The organism is Sulfuricurvum sp. PD_MW2 (genome assembly GCF_002633015.1).
GTDB lineage: Bacteria > Campylobacterota > Campylobacteria > Campylobacterales > Sulfurimonadaceae > Sulfuricurvum.
Window position 1 is genome coordinate 1 of sequence record NZ_NSIU01000008.1, and the last position, 16,549, is coordinate 16,549.

Below are 16,549 nucleotides of genomic sequence, written 5' to 3' on the forward strand. Positions count from 1 at the left end.
TCTCTCTCTCTCTCTCTCTCTCTCTCTCTCTCTCTCTACCATCATAAGCCTTAAACAAATATTTATTGTGAAATTAAACAATTTTGTGATGGCAATTATAATTAAATCGTGTTGCATTTTTGTGGCAAAACAATAAATAGCGACATTTTTGTCACTATTTATAAAAATATATATAAAAGTAATTTTGAAACATATTTGCCACACTACGATGCTACGATAACGGTGAAAAATAGCGATAAATTTTAAACCAATCGTATGAAAACCAAGAAAGTAGCAAGATGACATCCCAAAGTGAACTTCTAAAAGAGTATAAAAATATTGTAGATAATAATTTCATTGTTTCAAAGACGGATATCAAAGGCAATATCATTTATGTCAATGAAAAATTTTGTGAGATATCCGGTTACAGCGCATCAGAACTTTTAGATAAACCGCATAATATCGTTCGCCACCCCGATATGCCCTCTGCGAGTTTCAAAGAGATGTGGTCAACGATCTTAGATAAGCGGACATGGAGAGGGAGAATTACGAACCTCAATAAAAATGGGAAACCCTATATCGTTGAATCGGTGGTTTCTCCATTGCTCAACCCCGATGGAACGATTAAGGAGTTTATGGCCGTTCGTTATGAAGTAACCGAATTCGTTGAAGTCGGTAAAAAACTTTTGGAAGAGAAGCAAGCTCGCGAACAACAAAAAATCGAAAACGAGATGCTCCAGAAGATTAATGATGCCAAAGACTCATTTTTAGTTATTTTTACGCATGAGCTCAAAACGCCTCTCAATGCGGTTATCACTTTTTCAGACTACATTCGCAATACCCTCGAAGATAAAGGGAAAGAGTTTGAGGAGTTGGTTGAGTTATCGGATAGCATTCGAGAGAGCGGACTGATAATGTTGCGAACGGTAGAGACATTGCTTGATTTGGGAAAACTAAAAGCCCATAAACTTGTATTTAATGTGAAAGAATTTGATGTCGGATTGAGTATTCAGCAAATGATTACAAATCATAAAGTTCTTTTGATGAGCAATTCGCTCGAAATCGATGTATCTATAGACGAGAACACTAAACTCGTAGGTGATGCGAATTACTTTTCAAAGATGATTACCAATTTGCTATCCAATGCGATCAAATATGCTTCTTCACGTATTTATATCTCATATCATGTCAATGATGGAGCCTTTATATTGACAATCGAAGATGACGGTGCTGGAGTTGCTCCTGAAAACAGAGAAAAGATATTCGAATTGTTTGAACAAGCGGAGGATTCCCATTTTACGCGTAAAGCAAAAGGGACAGGGATCGGTCTTCATTTTATCAAACTGCTGTGTCATGAAATGAATTATACGATTGAGTGCAAAGAGTCTGCGATTTTGGGAGGCGCTTGTTTTCAAATAACTGGCAAAGCTACGACTATAACTACGGAAAAGGAATGATTTTTTATGCGTAAAATTTTAATTGTAGATGATGACAAGAATAATCGTCTCGCTATAAAACTCAATATTATCAAGCACCCCGATATCGCAATTTTAGAAGCAAAAGACGGCAAAGAAGCAGTCGAGATTTGTGAATCCGAGAGAGTCGATATCATTTTTATGGATATTATGATGCCGGTGATGGACGGTGTCGAAGCGACAACGATCATCAAAAAAAATCATCCGAGTATAATGGTTGTCGCCATCTCTGCAATGGACGATGATATGCACAAATCGTTAATGCTCAAAGCGGGAGCTGAGGATTATATTACGAAACCTTTTCATCCGGATGTTCTTAAAAAGCGGCTTGTGAACTATTTGCGATTGATCGTAAGCCGTTCTTCGCAGGATATCCATCTCTCGCGTATCAATCTTTTTAAAGAACCGGTGTATGACCGCCGTGTAAGTTTTAAAATTTTACGAGAGACTTCATTGGCCCTTTTTTGGGAAGAGTATCTCTTGTCCGAGCGTTATGGCAATATGACGTTGTTATGTGATGCGGTTCGTTCAATCTATGATGTCGGGCTGGAGCTTTTGGCGTCAGGGCATCATTTTAATATACATTGTGAAGAGAATGAGAAAAGTTTGTTGTTTACGTTGGAATCCAATCGTATTATCGATTTGCCCAAAGTGAATACGATTTTGGAACGTGAATTTGTGCAAGGGGAGTATCGTTTGGCAGATAATATTCTCTCTTGCCGTACCCATATCGAAGAAAAAAAAGGGGAGATAAAATCGTCTGATCCGCTTGCAAATTCAGTAGAACCTGTGAAAACAGGAACGGGAAGTTCTCAGGTACATCGAAAAATTTCGGCGCAAGAGTATCTCAAGGGATTCGAAGACGATCTCTTCGATCGACGGGAAGAGTTTGAGAAAGCGTATGAAAAATTGGACTCGTTGATTTTCAATATTTCCAAAAACAATAACTATGAACTGCTCCATTCTATCGGAAGTGTTACGAGTGAACTGGCACAGCAAATAGAGCGTCTGTTTGAATTTCATCTCCTTGCGCAGGCCGTTGTGTCACTGGGAGAATCGTTTGAATCTTTGGAACTTGAGTCACTTGATGAGCATAAAAAAACGCTGATTATCGGATTTTTGAATGGCTTCTTGACCGATTTTGATTGTTGGATACGGGAAATCTTTATCGATATGAGTGCAGACGATATCCATTATCTTGACGATTCTCTGATCTCCTCTTTTTCACAAATCACAGCGTTGATTCAAACAACCAAAAAAGAGGAAAATGAAGAGATGGAGATGCTCTTTTTTTAAGGATATTAGCCTATTTGGAAGCATCGCATAGAGAGGGTTCCATGTTGAAATCCCTCATACACGGTCGTTAGTTTTTCATCATCGTTTTGCGATCCCAAAATCGGCAATATCGGGAGATAATGCTCCAGTGTCGGATGAGCATGGGCGAAATAGGGGAGATCAAAGCTGATGATCTTCTGATGGTCGTTTAGAATCGCATCGGCAAACGTATCATCAAACTCTTTTGCCCATACTGCAACAGCGGCATCTCTATTTCTGTCGATGTCTCCGAGATTGTGGGTGACATTTCCGCTGCCTATAACCATGATTCCATCATCTCTTAGTTTTGAAAGTATTTTTCCTAACTCGTAATGCCATGATGCTGGTTTAGTGAGATCAATCGAGAGCTGAAAGACAGGGATGTCATGATCGGGAAACAGATGTACCAGTACCGACCATGCTCCGTGATCGAGACCATGACGCCGATCGATTAACGCATGCGTCAAATGGGCCAAAAGTACACTCGCATTCATCTCACCTGCTGCATCGTAATGAATATCATAGAGCGAATCAGGAAAACCATAAAAATCATGAATTGTTTCGGGTTTATCAACGATCGAAACCTTAGAGCCGTTCGTCGCCCAATGCGCTGAGAGGATCAGAATCGATTGGGGTTTAGGCAATCTTTTTCCGAGCTCTTTGAGACTGCGGGTATAGGGATTGTCTTCGATGATGTTCATCGGAGAGCCGTGGCTGATAAAGAGGGCGCTTTGACGCATGATCGGTTTCCTTGATGGGGATGCATGGGCAGCCAAGGCTGCCATGAGCGTTAAAAAATAACGGCGGTTCATGATCGGACGTTACTGAGCCAAAATACCCTCGAGTTGAACGTCGAGTTTGATTACATCACCTACTGCAACACCGCCCGCTTCGAGAGCTGTATTCCATGTAATGCCGTAATCTTTACGATTAAGTTTTCCGCTAAGCCCTAGACCGACACGGGTATTTCCCCACGGATCTTTGATGACACCGTTATTTTCAAGATCGAGAATGATATTTTTTGTCACACCGTGCATGGTGAGTTTCCCGTACGCTTTGTTTCCTTTGACTTTATCGAGAGTAAACGTAATGGTTGGATATTTTTGAACATCAAACAAATCAGGAGATTTGAGATGATCATCACGTTTGGTATTGGTGGTATTGATCGAATTGACCTCCACTTTTCCGTTTAACGTTTTAAGCGTTTTGCTCTTTTCATCGTATTCGAACGTTCCGTTAAAGGTGTCGAATTTTCCCGAAACCTCCGATATCATCATATGTTTGACTTTGAACCCGACGTTGGAGTGGCTCGTATCGACCGAATAATTTCCGGCAAAAAGTGATGCAGTGCTGAGCAATCCGAAAGCGGCTAGGGTAGAGATGGTTTTATTCATAATGTATCCTTTGTTATTAATGTTTTAGTGTTAGTGCATCGGCACGTCAAATAATAGAACCTTAGAGTCGCTGTGTGCTAAAAGGGTATATTCCTCCTCGTCTGTGATTTGCAACTCATCTCTTGCTTCAAGAGTTTGAGTATCTATACTGATTTTGCCTTCGATGACAAAGATCAATCGACCGTGACCCGATGCGACGTTTGGAATCGCAACGGTGGTTCCCTCTGTGATTTCAGTCGAATAGATAGCCGCATCTTGTTTGATTACAATCGAATCATCCATTCCGTCACCGCTGATGAGGGTGATCCATCGGTTTTGTTGATCATGATGGATAAAACTGCGCTGTTCATATCTAGGCGATCCTCCGTTTTGAGAGGGATGGATCCAAATTTGGAAAAGCGCTGCATCCGAATCTGCGGTTGCGTGTTCGGAGTGAAAGACACCGCTTCCGGCACTCATATACTGGATTTCACCTGCTTTGATGATCCCGTGATTTCCCTCAGAATCTCGATGTTCCAATGCACCTTTGGTAACGATAGAGATTATTTCCATATTGCGATGAGGATGCATTCCAAACCCTTTTCCCGCTTCGACAATATCATCGTTGATCACCCGTAAGGCTCCAAATCCCATTCGAAAGGGGTTGTGATATTCGGCAAAAGAAAAGCTAAATCGGCTATGCAACCATCCGTGTTCCGCGATCCCGCGCTCTGATGAGCGATGAAGTGTCAGTGCCATAGTATCTCCTTTTTGTAGTACTAATTAGTACTATTTTGATAAATTTTTTATTGCGCTTTTTCGAGTTTTCGGAGCAGATGAGAAAGGGTTTTGACCTCCTCTTCGCTCAGGGCTTTATCGTACCATCCGATCAGATTTTCAACATGGTTCGGAAAAATCGATTGGATCATCATTGAACCTTTCTCCGTGATCTCCAACAATTTAATCCGACGATCCTCATCTGAGGGTCTCATAGAAATCAGCCCTTTGGATTCGAGATTTTTAATCACAACGGTGATATTCCCAGGGGTACTGAGGGTGAGCGTCGTGATCTGACCCACTGTAAGCCGCCCAAGATGGTAGAGTGATTCCAAAATACCAAATTGTGGGAGTGTAAGATCGCGCTCTGCTAACCAGGTTGTTTCTTTTGCTCGAATTTTGGTCAGTGATCGTGAAAGCTCAATATGAGCGCGTAAAACGATATCTTGATGGCTGCCGTAGCTTTTCGCACGTTTCATAGAAAACCTCCAGATCATTTGATTGAGAAATATTACTACTAATTAGTAATAATGTCAATAGGAGTTGATGTAGGTATACTATAGTAAATAAATATATTTACTTTACTTTTTCTTCTCTATCCTTTACAATTACGATGTTTTTTAAAAGGGAGACAATATGATCGGGATAGAATGGATTGCAGTGTACGCTGCTTTAGGGATTTTTGTCGGGTTTATGGCTGGGCTCTTGGGAATAGGTGGAGGAATTGTAATGGTTCCGGCATTAACAGCTATTTTTTTAGCGCAAGGGATTGCGACCGATGATGTCGTCCATTTTGCATTAGGGACATCCATGTCGGCGATTATCGTCACATCATTTGCAAGTATGCGTGCACATAATGCCAAAGAAGGTGTAATCTGGGATATTGTAAAAATGATAGCACCGGGGATCATCTTAGGAACCTTTATGATGACGTTTGTGGCTGCCTATCTGAAATCGATCCATTTGGCCATTTTTTTCTCATTATTTACGGCGTATGTCTCTATCCAAATGATTATTGATAAAAAACCGAAACCAACTCGACAAATTGCAGGAAAAAAAGGGTTGTTTTTCGGAGGCACAATTATCGGATCGATTTCAGCACTCGTTTCGATTGGAGGAGGATCTCTCAGCGTCCCGTATTTGGTATGGCAAAATATCGATCTCAAAAAAGCGATAGGTACGTCAGCGGCTATCGGATTACCCTTATCAATAACGGGTACGATAGGCTATATTATCGCCGGTTGGGATCATACCTCATTTGAGCAGTTTCAGCTTGGTTTTGTCTATGTACCGGCGGTTTTGGCAATTTCGCTAACGAGCTTTTTCATGGCACCTTACGGTGCAAAATGTGCGCATATTCTTCCAGTTCCTATATTGAAAAGGATCTTTGCATTTTTATTGATGCTTTTGAGCGTGAAGATGCTATTTTCTGTTATTTCGTAAAGTCTAGAAAGTTTGCAGATGCAAACTTTCTTTATATACTATAATCTTTATAAAATTCATTTTTCTCAAAATGCTTTTGATTTCGATAAGCAAGAAAGCATTTTAATCCCACAGATAAACCGAGTTGATCTTTGCGTGAACTTGAAATATGTGCTTCGACTCCATGCCCATCTATTTCTTGAAGTTCAACACGAACGGTTCCTCCTATTACACGTAATCCGATAATAGTCGCAGGGATCGTATTTTCATGAAATTCAGTATATATATCAACATCATGAGGACGTACATACGTGATTGTTTTTACACCCTCTTCCTGAGAGGGGTGTCGTCCATGAAAGAGGTTGACTTCACCTAAAAAACTATAGACAAATGGTGAGGCAGGATGTGCATAAACCTCTTCAGGGGTCCCTTCTTGTTCAATTTTTGCTCTATTCATGACAACGATTTTGTCAGCCACTTCCAATGCCTCTTCTTGATCATGTGTGACAAAGAGACTCGTGACACCTGTTTCATCATGTAGGCGTCGAAGCCATGCGCGAAGTTCTTTTCGTACTTTTGCATCTAATGCTCCAAAGGGTTCATCAAGCAATAAAACTTTTGGTTCTACTGCAAGAGCTCTTACTAATGCAATACGTTGTTTTTGCCCTCCTGAAAGCTCATGAGGATAGCTTTTAGCATGAAATTTTAATTGAACCAGATTGAGTAACTCTTCGACTTTATGCCTTATTTCTCCTTCTGAAAGTCGTTCTTTTTTTGGTTTGACACGCAAACCGAATGCAACATTTTCAAAAACATTCATATGTTTAAATAATGCGTAATGTTGAAAAACAAATCCAATTCCACGTGAACGGACAGAACTTTCTGTAATATCGATACCATCAAATAAAATGCCCCCAGTATCGGCAGATTCTAATCCGGCAATAATTCTTAATAACGTAGTTTTTCCTGATCCTGAAGGACCTAATAGGGCAGTCAATTCTCCGGGCTGAATTGACAAATTGATATTGTTTAATGCCTCATATGTGTCGAATTTTTTACTGACGTCAATAATCTCAATACTCATTCTTTCCTCCATTTTCCGAATGAAATTTTTCGATACTTTTTTTGATTCCTAATGCAACAAGTGCAACAAATGTTAAAACAGATGCAAGTGCAAAGGCTTCAGAAGATAGATATTCGTTATAAAGCTCGAATATTTCAATTGTAACGCTCTTCATTGAACCTGCTACAACCGAAACAGCTCCAAAATCACCTATGGCGCGTGCGAAACAAAGAACCATTCCATAGAGTAATGCCCATTTTACACTTGGAAGAGTTACTTTCCAAAACGTTGTCATAAAATCGGCTCCGAGTGTGACGGCTGCTTCTTCTTCCTCTCGCCCTTGTGTTGTCATTAGTGAAATCAAAGACCGAGCAACAAATGGCAATGTGACGAATGTTGTTGCTAGGACAATCCCAGTGGTTGAAAAGACTATTTTGATATCATGATTAATACACCATTCACCCAAAAAACCATCGCTGCCAAACAACAAAATGAATACCATTCCTGCAATTACAGGCGAAACGGTAAACGGTAAATCTATCAAAGCGACCAGCAACCGTTTATAAGCGAAATCAAATTTACTTACAGCCCATGCTATTGCAATACCGAATATCGTGTTCAACGTTAAAGCGGTTGCACCCACGAGAAGTGTAAGCTGAATAGATGAAATGCTCTCAGGTCTGGTTAGTGCTTGTATATAAACCGTAAAACCGTTTTTTAGTGCAAAGTAAAAAACTGTTGTAAGCGGTAAAATAACCATAAATCCTATAAAAATAAATGCTGATATGAAAATACTCCACCGGATAATTCGTGTTTCTTTATAACCTCCATAACTCATCGATTGACTCCTGCATTACCAAGCTTTTTTCCTAAAAAATCGGTTAATACCAAGAAAATGAGTGAAACGAAAAGCATCACAACGGCTATTGCAGCTGATTCAATGTATTCGTATTGTTCCAATTTTGTAACAATAATCAATGGAGCAATTTCAGTTTGAAACGGTAGATTCCCCGCAATAAAAACAACAGATCCATATTCACCTACGGCTCTTGCAAAACTTAGAACGAATCCACTTAACCATGCGATCCATATAGTAGGGATAATCACTTTCCAAAAGACTTGATACCCTTTAGCCCCTAATGTTGATGCAGCTTCTTCAATCTCCTTTGGTAACTCTTTAATCGCTGGGACCAAAGTGCGTACGGTAAAAGGAACACCGACAAAGATTAGCGCTACAACAATGCCGAAATATGAAAATGCACCTTTAATCCCCATGGTTTCGAGTGGTGCCCCTAAAAGACCGTTGGATGAATATAATGTTGTTAGTGCTATCCCAGCCACAGCCGTAGGTAGCGCAAACGGCATATCCACTAATGCATCTAAAATATTTTTTCCGAAAAACTCATACCGAGCCAAGACCCATGCAATACAAAAGCCAAATGCAGCATTAACAAATGCTGCAAAAAACGAAGCGGAAAAACTGATTTTATAGGCAGCTAAAGCTCTTTCTGAGAATGCCGCTTCAATAAATGTTTCATATCCTCCGTCTATCGATTTAGCTGCTAGTGCAGCGAGTGGAATCAATATCAAAAGACACATATAAAAAAATCCGAATCCGAATGTAACACCGAATGCAGGTAATGCACTGCGTTTTGCTATTTTCATCCTATTCAACGTTAATCCTTAATGTCTGGAATTTGGATTATAAATACGATCGAATGTTCCACCATCGCTAAAATGTTCTTTTTGTGCTTTCGTCCATCCTCCAAATACCTGATCAATAGAGAATAATTTTACTTGTGGAAAAGTTTTTTGAACATCTCCGTTCAACTCTTTTGCAATAGGTCTAAAATAGTGTTTTAGGGCTATTTTTTGAGCATCTTTTGTGTATAAATAGTTGAGATAATCTTGAGCTACTTTGCGTGTACCGTGTCGATCAACGTTTTTGTCCACAAGAGCAACAGGCGGTTCTGCCAGAATTGAAACGCTTGGTGTGATAATTTGATATTTATCTTTTCCAAGTTCATTTACTGCCAAAAGTGCTTCGTTTTCCCATGCAATCAAAACATCTCCGATACCACGTTCAACAAATGTAGTAGTTGAACCGCGGGCTCCTGAATCCAGTACTAATACATTCTTATAGAGCGCTTTTACAAATGCTTGTGCTTTTGTTTGATCCCCTTGGTATTTTTGTAAAGCATATCCATAGGCTGCTAGATAGTTCCATCGCGCACCGCCAGATGTTTTAGGATTTGGAGTGATAACACCTACACCGGATTTCGTTAAATCTTCCCAGTTTTTTATACCTTTTGGATTTCCTTTTTTGACAAGAAATACAATGGTTGATGTATACGGCGAACTATTGTTCGGTAATCTGGATTGCCAATTTTGCGGAAGCAACTTTCCTTTTTCAGATATGGCATCAATATCATAGGCAAGGGCAAGGGTTACGATATCGGCCTCGACACCGTCGATAACGCTTCGCGCTTGTTTTCCAGAGCCTCCATGGGTGGTTTGTGTATGAACAATTTGTCTTGTTTTTTGCTGATATTGTTTTGCGAATTGCGCATCAATATCTTTGTACAGTTCCCGCGTCGGATCATACGAGACGTTTAGCAGGTTGTATTCTGCTGCACTTAAGGTTGAGTGATTTATATAGGCTAAAAGAGCCAATGCTATCCAATGCTTTTTCATGTTTATTTCCTTGATGTTAAAAGTTTAGTTCACGCATAATTTCGTGCAAGTTGTTTGGCCCATTGAAAGGCGAGCAGGCTTATTTTGTTTTACACATGTCCATCATCATCGTATTTCTCCTTTTTTTTAATTTGTATGAGAGGTTAAAATTTATAAAGTAACTCTGCACGATATTCGGTAAAATCCCACCCTTTAGGCGTACCTAATTTGGCATATTGTGCATTCCCTTTATCGTTATGATCTCCAAACCGGATTCTTCCGCTGAGTGCATTTGTAAACTTATAGTTCACATCAGCGGTAATGGTTCTCATATCTCCCTTAGGCTGTATTTTTGATTCGTCTCTATTATCAAAGAGATAACAAATATTCGTAGACAAACCATTGAACAAGCCTGCTTTTTCGAAGTCGTACCAAACTGTTGCGCTATAGGATCTGATATTGGCGTCATAGTTTTCTATTTTCATTGTTGCTGTATACCCTTTAGTCGGATAGCTTCCCCATGGAGAGAGAATATCAGCGTCATTAGATACAGCAGAGTAAGCTAATTGAAATTTTGTTGCCCCTTTTTCTGCTATTGCTCGATATGCCCAAAACGTTGAATTTAGACTTGTAGGCGTCTTATATCCTGTATTGGATCCATCAAATGCTGCTATATTCGCTGATCCTAATTTCCCATCTAATTGATCAATTTGGCGCAGGTAACGTCCTCCCAGTGTGATCGATAAATCATTAATATTGATTTTGTAATTAGCTTCTGCGATGACATCACTTAAAATGCCATCAAGTTGGTAATACCAGAGTTGTAATTTGAGATTGGCAAAAGAATTGTTGTCAATGCCAATGACACCTAAATAATCAGGAGTTACTTTTTTCAAATTGTTGAATGCTGCCGTTCCACCGGTAGTTAAACCGCTTGTGCGAAGCCCTTTATTGGTGTAGCTATCGTTATCAAGTAATCCACCAAAAAAAGTTTCATTTCGAAGTTTAAACTCTGTGATATAACCTAGTGTAAAAGTCGTATTTTGGAGATCTTTGTTAACAGCTGTATATCCATTAAAAGTGTATGGAACCATTTTTGTATCATCCGCTCCGGTAAGAGGAGTTTCAAAATATTGTCTTCCTGCAGTAATGAGAGATTTGTCATACTCAAATTGGATATTTGCAATTCCCAAAACATTGATAGGATCGAGTTCTTTATCCGGTGTTTGTACAACGCCATTTGCTGCTGAATAGGTAGTATATGTGGATGCTGATGTATTAAACGCATTTCCACGATCTAAATCGGCGCCGGATTTTGCAAAAACAGCATTGTGGCTTAATCCGGATATAGGTTGTGACGTAAAATATTCCCCCTGTAGCCGAAAATGCTTCAAAGTAGCTGTTTTGATTGCTACACTCCCACCTAATGCGGCTATTTCGCTATCAGGATTGGTTTTTCCACCATTATTTGCGGTATTTCCTTTGTTATAATCATCAAGATCATTCCACTGCCAATTAAAATAGTTAAAGCGTATTTTTCCGCTTACCTGTGCTTCTTTAAAGGCATCTGCTATTGTTTCTGCAGCAAACGCATTCGTATAAGCGAGGACAAGTAATGTTGCCCAGCTGAATGTTGTGAATTTCATCGTATTTCCTTAAGGTCACTTATAATGCAACCAATCTATTTTCGGCTGGAATAGTAGTGACAAGGAAAGTTTTCTGTCAATAAAACATAGTAAATCTATAGAAATACTAAAGTATTTAATCGATTTGTTTAGAATAGACTAAAAATTTGTTTAACCTCGCTGTTTATGGAGTTTTCCTGATATTGTAATAAAAAAAACAAATCTTAATATTCAAAAAAAATAATAGTATATTTGAAAGAATTTAAAGCAATAAGATCAAATTCGAGATATTTTCAGTGAATTGATATAAAAAATACTTTCCTCAAAAGAATGATATGATGCAGTTCTGAATGCCCTTCATAAATCTGTGATAAAATTACAGCAAAGAGACTATATTACGAAGGTTCATTATGTTATTTAATCCTACTCCGCTCGAAAAACTGACAACACTGGTTAATGATTTGCTTGAAAAACAAGCGACGCTCAAAGAGGAGTTGGAAACCCTTCGCATCGAAAGCGCTTCGATGCGCGGGAATGAAGAGAGTAAAGATGCGGAAATTCAGCGTCTTCACGGTGCATTGGCATCAAAAGACGAAGAGATCCAAATGTTGAATGAGGATTTGGCTGCCAAAGATGCCGAGATCGAAGCGATCGTTGCTAAAATCGAAAGTCTTCTTGGATGAAAACCAAAGTATCCCTTACCATCAATGCCAAACGCTATGACATTGATGTAGAGGACGATTTTGCCCAATTTTTGACTGCACATATGAAACAAGATTTTGCTTTTGAGGGGAACAACGATCTAAAGTTTCTTCTCCAAGCCTACGTTCGTAAAACTTTCGCTTTGTACGAGCAAGAAAAACAGATCAACGCATTGATTGATCGTCTCGAAAACCACTGATAATCCTCCACAATCGCTTCACAATCTTTTTTTAAACTGCTTTTATCCAAAGAGGGTCTCGTAAGAGAAACTCTTTCAAAAGGAGTTGAAGATGAACAAGTTGCTTTCCTTATTGCTGATTGGTGCGTTGAGCGCCTCTATAGCTTCTGCGGATGCGGCATCAGGACAAAAAGTCTATTTGAAAAATTTCAAAGCGAAGTTCAATATGAACGGAACCAAATTCGCAGCCGAGCATACGGTAGCGGAGTGGGAAGATCTTTTTGCCAATAATGCCAAAGGATTTATCGAAGAATACGGCAAACGTTTTCCGAACGCACTACCGGTTTTGAGCAATCCTGAGATGAAAGATAAACTTCAAGAGGTGGGCGATTTCGCCAAACAATACGGCAGTGATTCGGGCAATGTCCCAAGCTGCGGTTAAAAGATAAAAAAGGATTTAGTATGAAAACGTTAATGGCTATTTTGGGACTTACGGCGATGTTGAGTGCTGCGGATGGAGCGGCAATGTTTCAAAAATGTGTCGCATGTCACGGTGCAAAAGGTGAAAAGGCCGCTTTGGGCAAATCCGAAATAATCTCGGGCTGGAGTTCGGCAAAAACGCTTGATGCTCTTAAAGGATACAAAGCAGGAACACGTAATACCAAAGGGATGGGTGCCATCATGAAAGGGCAAACAGCAACTCTTAGCGATGCGGATATGAAAACGATCGCCGATTATGTTGCGGGTCTGAAATAATATCCCTTAGCTGCTGCGAGCTGTCGTAGCCAATCTCGTTTGTTTCCGTCATTCTCCTCTGCGCACGCAGGGGATTATTCCCACTCTACACAAATCTTTGTTCCCACTTTTTCTTCCGATTCGATCGTAATATTTAGATGGTACTCTTTGGCAATCATTGCGACGATATTCAATCCGATTCCGAATCCTCCCACACTTTTGTCCGCACGCGTGTAGCGCTCAAACACCCGATCAATCATTTCAGGCGGAATCCCGATCCCGTTGTCTCGGACACATAGGCTTTTAGGCTGAAGCGAGATGGAGATCGTGCCGTTCATCTGATTGTATTTGATCGCATTGGAGAGGAGATTATCGATGATACGGGTCGCTTTGGTCTGATCGATGGTGAAGATGACATCTCTTTCGATGGTCAAGTCTAAGGCGATCTTTTTTTGCTCGATACGGTGGCGAAAATATTCCAGACGCTCATGAACAAGGTGTGAGAGATTGAGTGGCGCATTGTGTACCGCAACATCGTGATTGAGGATGAGATAGGTGAGATCATCATAGAGGGTAGAGATCGTTCGCGAAGCGATTTCGATCCGTCGCAGTTTTTTCTCAACCGATGGAGGGAATGCATTTTCTTGCAGGGCTTCAATATTGGTGAGAATCGCACTGACAGGGGTATTGAGCTCATGAGTGGTGTCTTTGATAAAATCATCGAGCAATGCAATCGCTTCGTTCATTGGCCGGAGAATCAAACGGGACAAGAAAAATCCGACGGCAACGAGGATTAAAAACAAAACGGCACCGAAAACAAGGGTGATTTCGAGTGTTTGTTGTCTCCATAAACCATCGTCTTTCGTTTCAAAGACGAGATAATAATCACCCATGTCGTACGGGGCTAGGGGGATGACGAGGTAAATATGATTGTTAAAAAGATAAATATTCTCTTTAAAATGGATCTCATTGGTATGTAGCCGGGAGACGATCGCTTTTTTATCGTAGCCGAAAAGAGCTGTTTTGTAGGCTAAATCTTTGGGAAATGTAGAGAGATTGCGATCGTTTTCAAGCCAATCACTGAGTCGGGGAACATAACTTTCTGATTCGAGCTGCATCGCAAGACGATGGGAAGAGAGCATCAGCGTTTTGGCGTATTGATAATAGAGGACACCCAGTAACGTCAAAATCAGAACAGACATGACTCCATAGAGGATCAGGAAGCTTTTGAGGGTACGGTATTTAGCGAAATTGATACCCGAGGCGCTTGTGGCTGACAATGGAGTCCTTTCCCAGAAGTTTGCGGAGCGTTTTGATGTAAGTGCGCAGGCTTCCGTCGCTTGGGGTTTCATCATAGTCCCACAGATGCTCCATGATCATTTCATGCGAGAGTAGCTCGTTGCGATGTTGGATAAAGAGTTTGAGGAGTTTGTGCTCTTTGAGCTGAAGGTTTTGAACCATTCCGTTGATAGTAAGCAGCTGATTATCGATATCGTAGGTGATCCCCTCGCCTAGTGAGAGGGCATCGGTCGGATTATGATAAAAGTTCCGTTTGAGAATAGTCTGTATCCGAAGCAACAACTCTTTGAGCGCAAAGGGTTTGCGGATATAATCGTCCCCTCCGCTCTCAAACCCCGTTTCGACGTCCTGCATCGCATTGCGTGAGGTGATAAAGATCGCGGGGGTGTTATTTCCCTCTTTTCGACTTGATTTGAGGAGTGAAAAACCGTCTCCTCCCGGCACATTGACATCGAGAAGTAAAAGATCAAAGCGCTGTTCATACAACAGATCTTCGGCAGAAGAGGCGTTATAGACGCAGACCACTTCGTATCCCTGCTCCTCCAGATATTCACTTACGCTTTCTGAGAGGTTTGGATCGTCTTCGAGAAGGAGAAGTTTGGCTTTGGTCATGATAGCACTATTCCAAAGACGATGAACAACACAAATGATACGCCTGCTGCTATGAGCGCGTATGGAAGCTGAGTTCGGGTATGTTCCCCCACTTCGCATCCCGATGCCATAGCGGAGATAATGGTGGTATCGGAGATTGGGGAACAGTGATCACCAAAAACGCCTCCTGAAATTACGGCTCCCATACACAGAGCAATCGGTGCATCAAGGCCTACAGCCAAAGGGACGGCGATAGGGAGCATAATACTAAATGTTCCCCAACTCGTTCCCGTCGCAAATGCGATGATCGCTGCTAAAATAAAGATGGCACCCGCTAAATACGATGAGGGTAGATAATCTCCGATGAACGAAGCGAGATATTTGCCCACCTCCATATCAGAACTTACTCCTCCGATAGCAAAGGCAAAGAGCAAAATTGCAGCAATCGGCGCCATCGATTTCGCTCCTTGGAGGGATGCAGAGAGAAATGCGTCAATCTCAAGGGCATTTTTGAACCGATAGTATCCAAACATCAAGATCAAAGTAATAATAAGGGTATAAAAAATCGATGTCGATCCTGACCCTTTAAAGATATTTCCATCCCCCGTAATAAACATAAAGAGGATGACTCCGCTGATCATCCACACCATCGGCCATAAAAAGAGGCCGAAATGTCCTCGATCATCTTCACACTCGATTGCTGGAGGGACTACGATCGCATGGCGCATGGGACCAATATCGAGTTCAAACCATACTGCGATGAATGTGATAATGAGTGCCATAAAGGCATAAAAGTTAAATGCAATCGATTCGATAAGCCATGTAGCGCTTTCCCCTCCGATGAGGCCCGCAGTGATTTGTCCTCCGATAAGACCGAGCAAGAGGGCACCCCAGCCGTTGAGGGGGATCAGAGAGCATACCGGTGCTGAGGTTGAATCACAGACAAAAGCGAGTTTTGCACGGCTGATACCGTAACGATCGCAAAAAGGGCGTCCGATAGCACCGGCAACGAGGGAGGTAATCGAAGATTCGATAAAAACGATAATCCCGGCGATAAAGCTGGGCATCAAAGCCCCTCTTTTGCTATTGACCCAGGAGCGTTTGACGCTCAGTTCATGAACCAATCCATCTACCCCACCGCTACGTTCTATAAGCGCCATAACCGATCCGACCATGATCGCAAAGGCGAGAGTTTTGAGCACCCATCCCTCACTCAGTAGCCCTCCGAAGCGTTCAGCGATGAGGATCAACGTATCAACGGGATGAAAGTCGGCAATAATAAACTCTCCTACCACAACAGCTGTTGCCAAAGCGATAAAAACGGAACGGCTGAAGAATGCGAG

19 protein-coding genes are annotated in these 16,549 nt (G+C 41.1%); 7 read left to right on the forward strand and 12 right to left on the reverse strand.

Annotated elements, in window-relative coordinates; translation table 11 throughout:
- The first annotated feature begins 278 nt into the window (after positions 1-278).
- Together CJD30_RS05215 and CJD30_RS05220 are read left to right on the forward strand one after the other, a co-directional pair.
- Entirely contained in the window at positions 279-1,436 is a 1,158-nt protein-coding gene (locus CJD30_RS05215) for an ATP-binding protein (protein WP_294917035.1), read from the forward strand.
- Between the two features lie 6 nt (positions 1,437-1,442).
- On the forward strand, positions 1,443-2,750 hold the full coding sequence (locus CJD30_RS05220) for a response regulator (protein ID WP_294917037.1): 1,308 nt from the start codon (positions 1,443-1,445) through the stop codon (positions 2,748-2,750).
- Between the two features lie 5 nt (positions 2,751-2,755).
- Here the strand turns inward: CJD30_RS05220 and ygiD are convergent, their stop codons facing one another.
- Genes ygiD through CJD30_RS05240 form a run of 4 tightly spaced genes read right to left on the reverse strand, consistent with a single transcriptional unit; the run spans position 2,756 to position 5,397 of the window.
- Positions 2,756-3,580 carry a 4,5-DOPA dioxygenase extradiol gene (ygiD, locus tag CJD30_RS05225; RefSeq protein WP_294917040.1) on the reverse strand — a complete coding sequence of 275 codons (825 nt, stop codon included), beginning with the start codon at positions 3,578-3,580 and terminating at the stop codon, positions 2,756-2,758.
- Positions 3,581-3,589: 9 nt separating this feature from the next.
- Positions 3,590-4,162, reverse strand: coding sequence for a YceI family protein (locus CJD30_RS05230; protein ID WP_294917043.1), 573 nt, complete (start codon positions 4,160-4,162; stop codon positions 3,590-3,592).
- Between the two features lie 30 nt (positions 4,163-4,192).
- On the reverse strand, positions 4,193-4,900 hold the full coding sequence (locus CJD30_RS05235) for a pirin family protein (RefSeq protein WP_294917045.1): 708 nt from the start codon (positions 4,898-4,900) through the stop codon (positions 4,193-4,195).
- 47 nt (positions 4,901-4,947) lie between these two features.
- Positions 4,948-5,397 (reverse strand): MarR family winged helix-turn-helix transcriptional regulator, encoded by a 450-nt coding sequence (locus tag CJD30_RS05240; RefSeq protein WP_294917048.1) that lies wholly within the window; start codon positions 5,395-5,397, stop codon positions 4,948-4,950.
- Positions 5,398-5,554: 157 nt separating this feature from the next.
- Here CJD30_RS05240 and CJD30_RS05245 point away from each other — a divergent pair, with 157 nt between their 5' ends.
- Entirely contained in the window at positions 5,555-6,361 is an 807-nt protein-coding gene (locus CJD30_RS05245; RefSeq protein ID WP_294917051.1) for a sulfite exporter TauE/SafE family protein, read from the forward strand.
- Positions 6,362-6,392: 31 nt separating this feature from the next.
- Here CJD30_RS05245 and CJD30_RS05250 read toward each other — a convergent pair whose 3' ends face one another.
- The 5 genes from CJD30_RS05250 to CJD30_RS05270 all read right to left on the reverse strand — a co-directional run bounded on the left by CJD30_RS05250 (position 6,393) and on the right by CJD30_RS05270 (position 11,722).
- A complete protein-coding gene (locus CJD30_RS05250) occupies positions 6,393-7,424 on the reverse strand; it encodes a sulfate/molybdate ABC transporter ATP-binding protein (RefSeq protein ID WP_294917053.1) in 1,032 nt (343 codons plus the stop codon).
- Positions 7,414-8,241, reverse strand: a complete 828-nt coding sequence (locus tag CJD30_RS05255; RefSeq protein WP_294917056.1) for a sulfate ABC transporter permease subunit — start codon at positions 8,239-8,241, stop codon at positions 7,414-7,416. Before CJD30_RS05255 ends, CJD30_RS05250 begins: the two co-directional genes overlap by 11 nt.
- Complete coding sequence (gene cysT, locus CJD30_RS05260) at positions 8,238-9,068, reverse strand: sulfate ABC transporter permease subunit CysT (RefSeq protein WP_294917058.1); 831 nt, start codon at positions 9,066-9,068, stop codon at positions 8,238-8,240. Before cysT ends, CJD30_RS05255 begins: the two co-directional genes overlap by 4 nt.
- Positions 9,069-9,086: 18 nt before the next feature.
- On the reverse strand, positions 9,087-10,097 hold the full coding sequence (locus CJD30_RS05265; RefSeq protein WP_294917060.1) for a sulfate ABC transporter substrate-binding protein: 1,011 nt from the start codon (positions 10,095-10,097) through the stop codon (positions 9,087-9,089).
- A 143-nt stretch (positions 10,098-10,240) separates the two neighbouring features.
- The gene (locus CJD30_RS05270; RefSeq protein ID WP_294917062.1) at positions 10,241-11,722 is read right to left on the reverse strand and encodes an OprD family outer membrane porin; all 1,482 of its coding nucleotides are present in this window, start codon (positions 11,720-11,722) and stop codon (positions 10,241-10,243) included.
- A 389-nt stretch (positions 11,723-12,111) separates the two neighbouring features.
- Here CJD30_RS05270 and CJD30_RS05275 point away from each other — a divergent pair, with 389 nt between their 5' ends.
- From CJD30_RS05275 to CJD30_RS05290, 4 genes are all read left to right on the forward strand, one after another.
- Positions 12,112-12,384, forward strand: a complete 273-nt coding sequence (locus CJD30_RS05275) for a hypothetical protein (RefSeq protein WP_294917065.1) — start codon at positions 12,112-12,114, stop codon at positions 12,382-12,384.
- Complete coding sequence (locus CJD30_RS05280) at positions 12,381-12,602, forward strand: hypothetical protein (protein WP_294917067.1); 222 nt, start codon at positions 12,381-12,383, stop codon at positions 12,600-12,602. Before CJD30_RS05275 ends, CJD30_RS05280 begins: the two co-directional genes overlap by 4 nt.
- A 91-nt stretch (positions 12,603-12,693) precedes the next feature.
- Positions 12,694-13,023, forward strand: coding sequence for a hypothetical protein (locus tag CJD30_RS05285; protein ID WP_294917069.1), 330 nt, complete (start codon positions 12,694-12,696; stop codon positions 13,021-13,023).
- A 20-nt stretch (positions 13,024-13,043) separates the two neighbouring features.
- Positions 13,044-13,337, forward strand: coding sequence for a c-type cytochrome (locus CJD30_RS05290; protein ID WP_294917071.1), 294 nt, complete (start codon positions 13,044-13,046; stop codon positions 13,335-13,337).
- A gap of 74 nt (positions 13,338-13,411) precedes the next feature.
- On the opposite strand, the gene CJD30_RS05295 is transcribed toward CJD30_RS05290, so the two are convergent.
- The 3 genes from CJD30_RS05295 to CJD30_RS05305 are packed head-to-tail and all read right to left on the reverse strand — an operon-like array spanning position 13,412 to position 16,516.
- Positions 13,412-14,596 (reverse strand): HAMP domain-containing sensor histidine kinase, encoded by a 1,185-nt coding sequence (locus CJD30_RS05295; protein ID WP_294917072.1) that lies wholly within the window; start codon positions 14,594-14,596, stop codon positions 13,412-13,414.
- A complete protein-coding gene (locus tag CJD30_RS05300; RefSeq protein ID WP_294917075.1) occupies positions 14,559-15,227 on the reverse strand; it encodes a response regulator transcription factor in 669 nt (222 codons plus the stop codon). The genes CJD30_RS05295 and CJD30_RS05300 overlap by 38 nt, the downstream gene beginning before the upstream one ends.
- Positions 15,224-16,516, reverse strand: a complete 1,293-nt coding sequence (locus CJD30_RS05305; RefSeq protein WP_294917077.1) for a Na+/H+ antiporter NhaC family protein — start codon at positions 16,514-16,516, stop codon at positions 15,224-15,226. The genes CJD30_RS05300 and CJD30_RS05305 overlap by 4 nt, the downstream gene beginning before the upstream one ends.
- Between the last annotated feature and the right edge of the window lie 33 nt (positions 16,517-16,549).

Bases quoted from the DNA above. Each gene is read 5' to 3' on its own strand.
- CJD30_RS05280 (WP_294917067.1), top strand. From the start codon at position 12,381: ATGAAAACCAAAGTATCCCTTACCATCAATGCCAAACGCTATGACATT.
- CJD30_RS05250 (WP_294917053.1), bottom strand. From the start codon at position 7,424: ATGAGTATTGAGATTATTGACGTCAGTAAAAAATTCGACACATATGAG.
- cysT (WP_294917058.1), bottom strand. From the start codon at position 9,068: ATGAAAATAGCAAAACGCAGTGCATTACCTGCATTCGGTGTTACATTC.
- CJD30_RS05265 (WP_294917060.1), bottom strand. From the start codon at position 10,097: ATGAAAAAGCATTGGATAGCATTGGCTCTTTTAGCCTATATAAATCAC.
- CJD30_RS05270 (WP_294917062.1), bottom strand. From the start codon at position 11,722: ATGAAATTCACAACATTCAGCTGGGCAACATTACTTGTCCTCGCTTAT.
- ygiD (WP_294917040.1), bottom strand. From the start codon at position 3,580: ATGAACCGCCGTTATTTTTTAACGCTCATGGCAGCCTTGGCTGCCCAT.
- CJD30_RS05285 (WP_294917069.1), top strand. From the start codon at position 12,694: ATGAACAAGTTGCTTTCCTTATTGCTGATTGGTGCGTTGAGCGCCTCT.
- CJD30_RS05255 (WP_294917056.1), bottom strand. From the start codon at position 8,241: ATGAGTTATGGAGGTTATAAAGAAACACGAATTATCCGGTGGAGTATT.
- CJD30_RS05290 (WP_294917071.1), top strand. From the start codon at position 13,044: ATGAAAACGTTAATGGCTATTTTGGGACTTACGGCGATGTTGAGTGCT.
- CJD30_RS05240 (WP_294917048.1), bottom strand. From the start codon at position 5,397: ATGAAACGTGCGAAAAGCTACGGCAGCCATCAAGATATCGTTTTACGC.
- CJD30_RS05300 (WP_294917075.1), bottom strand. From the start codon at position 15,227: ATGACCAAAGCCAAACTTCTCCTTCTCGAAGACGATCCAAACCTCTCA.
- CJD30_RS05235 (WP_294917045.1), bottom strand. From the start codon at position 4,900: ATGGCACTGACACTTCATCGCTCATCAGAGCGCGGGATCGCGGAACAC.
- CJD30_RS05245 (WP_294917051.1), top strand. From the start codon at position 5,555: ATGATCGGGATAGAATGGATTGCAGTGTACGCTGCTTTAGGGATTTTT.
- CJD30_RS05275 (WP_294917065.1), top strand. From the start codon at position 12,112: ATGTTATTTAATCCTACTCCGCTCGAAAAACTGACAACACTGGTTAAT.
- CJD30_RS05220 (WP_294917037.1), top strand. From the start codon at position 1,443: ATGCGTAAAATTTTAATTGTAGATGATGACAAGAATAATCGTCTCGCT.
- CJD30_RS05230 (WP_294917043.1), bottom strand. From the start codon at position 4,162: ATGAATAAAACCATCTCTACCCTAGCCGCTTTCGGATTGCTCAGCACT.
- CJD30_RS05215 (WP_294917035.1), top strand. From the start codon at position 279: ATGACATCCCAAAGTGAACTTCTAAAAGAGTATAAAAATATTGTAGAT.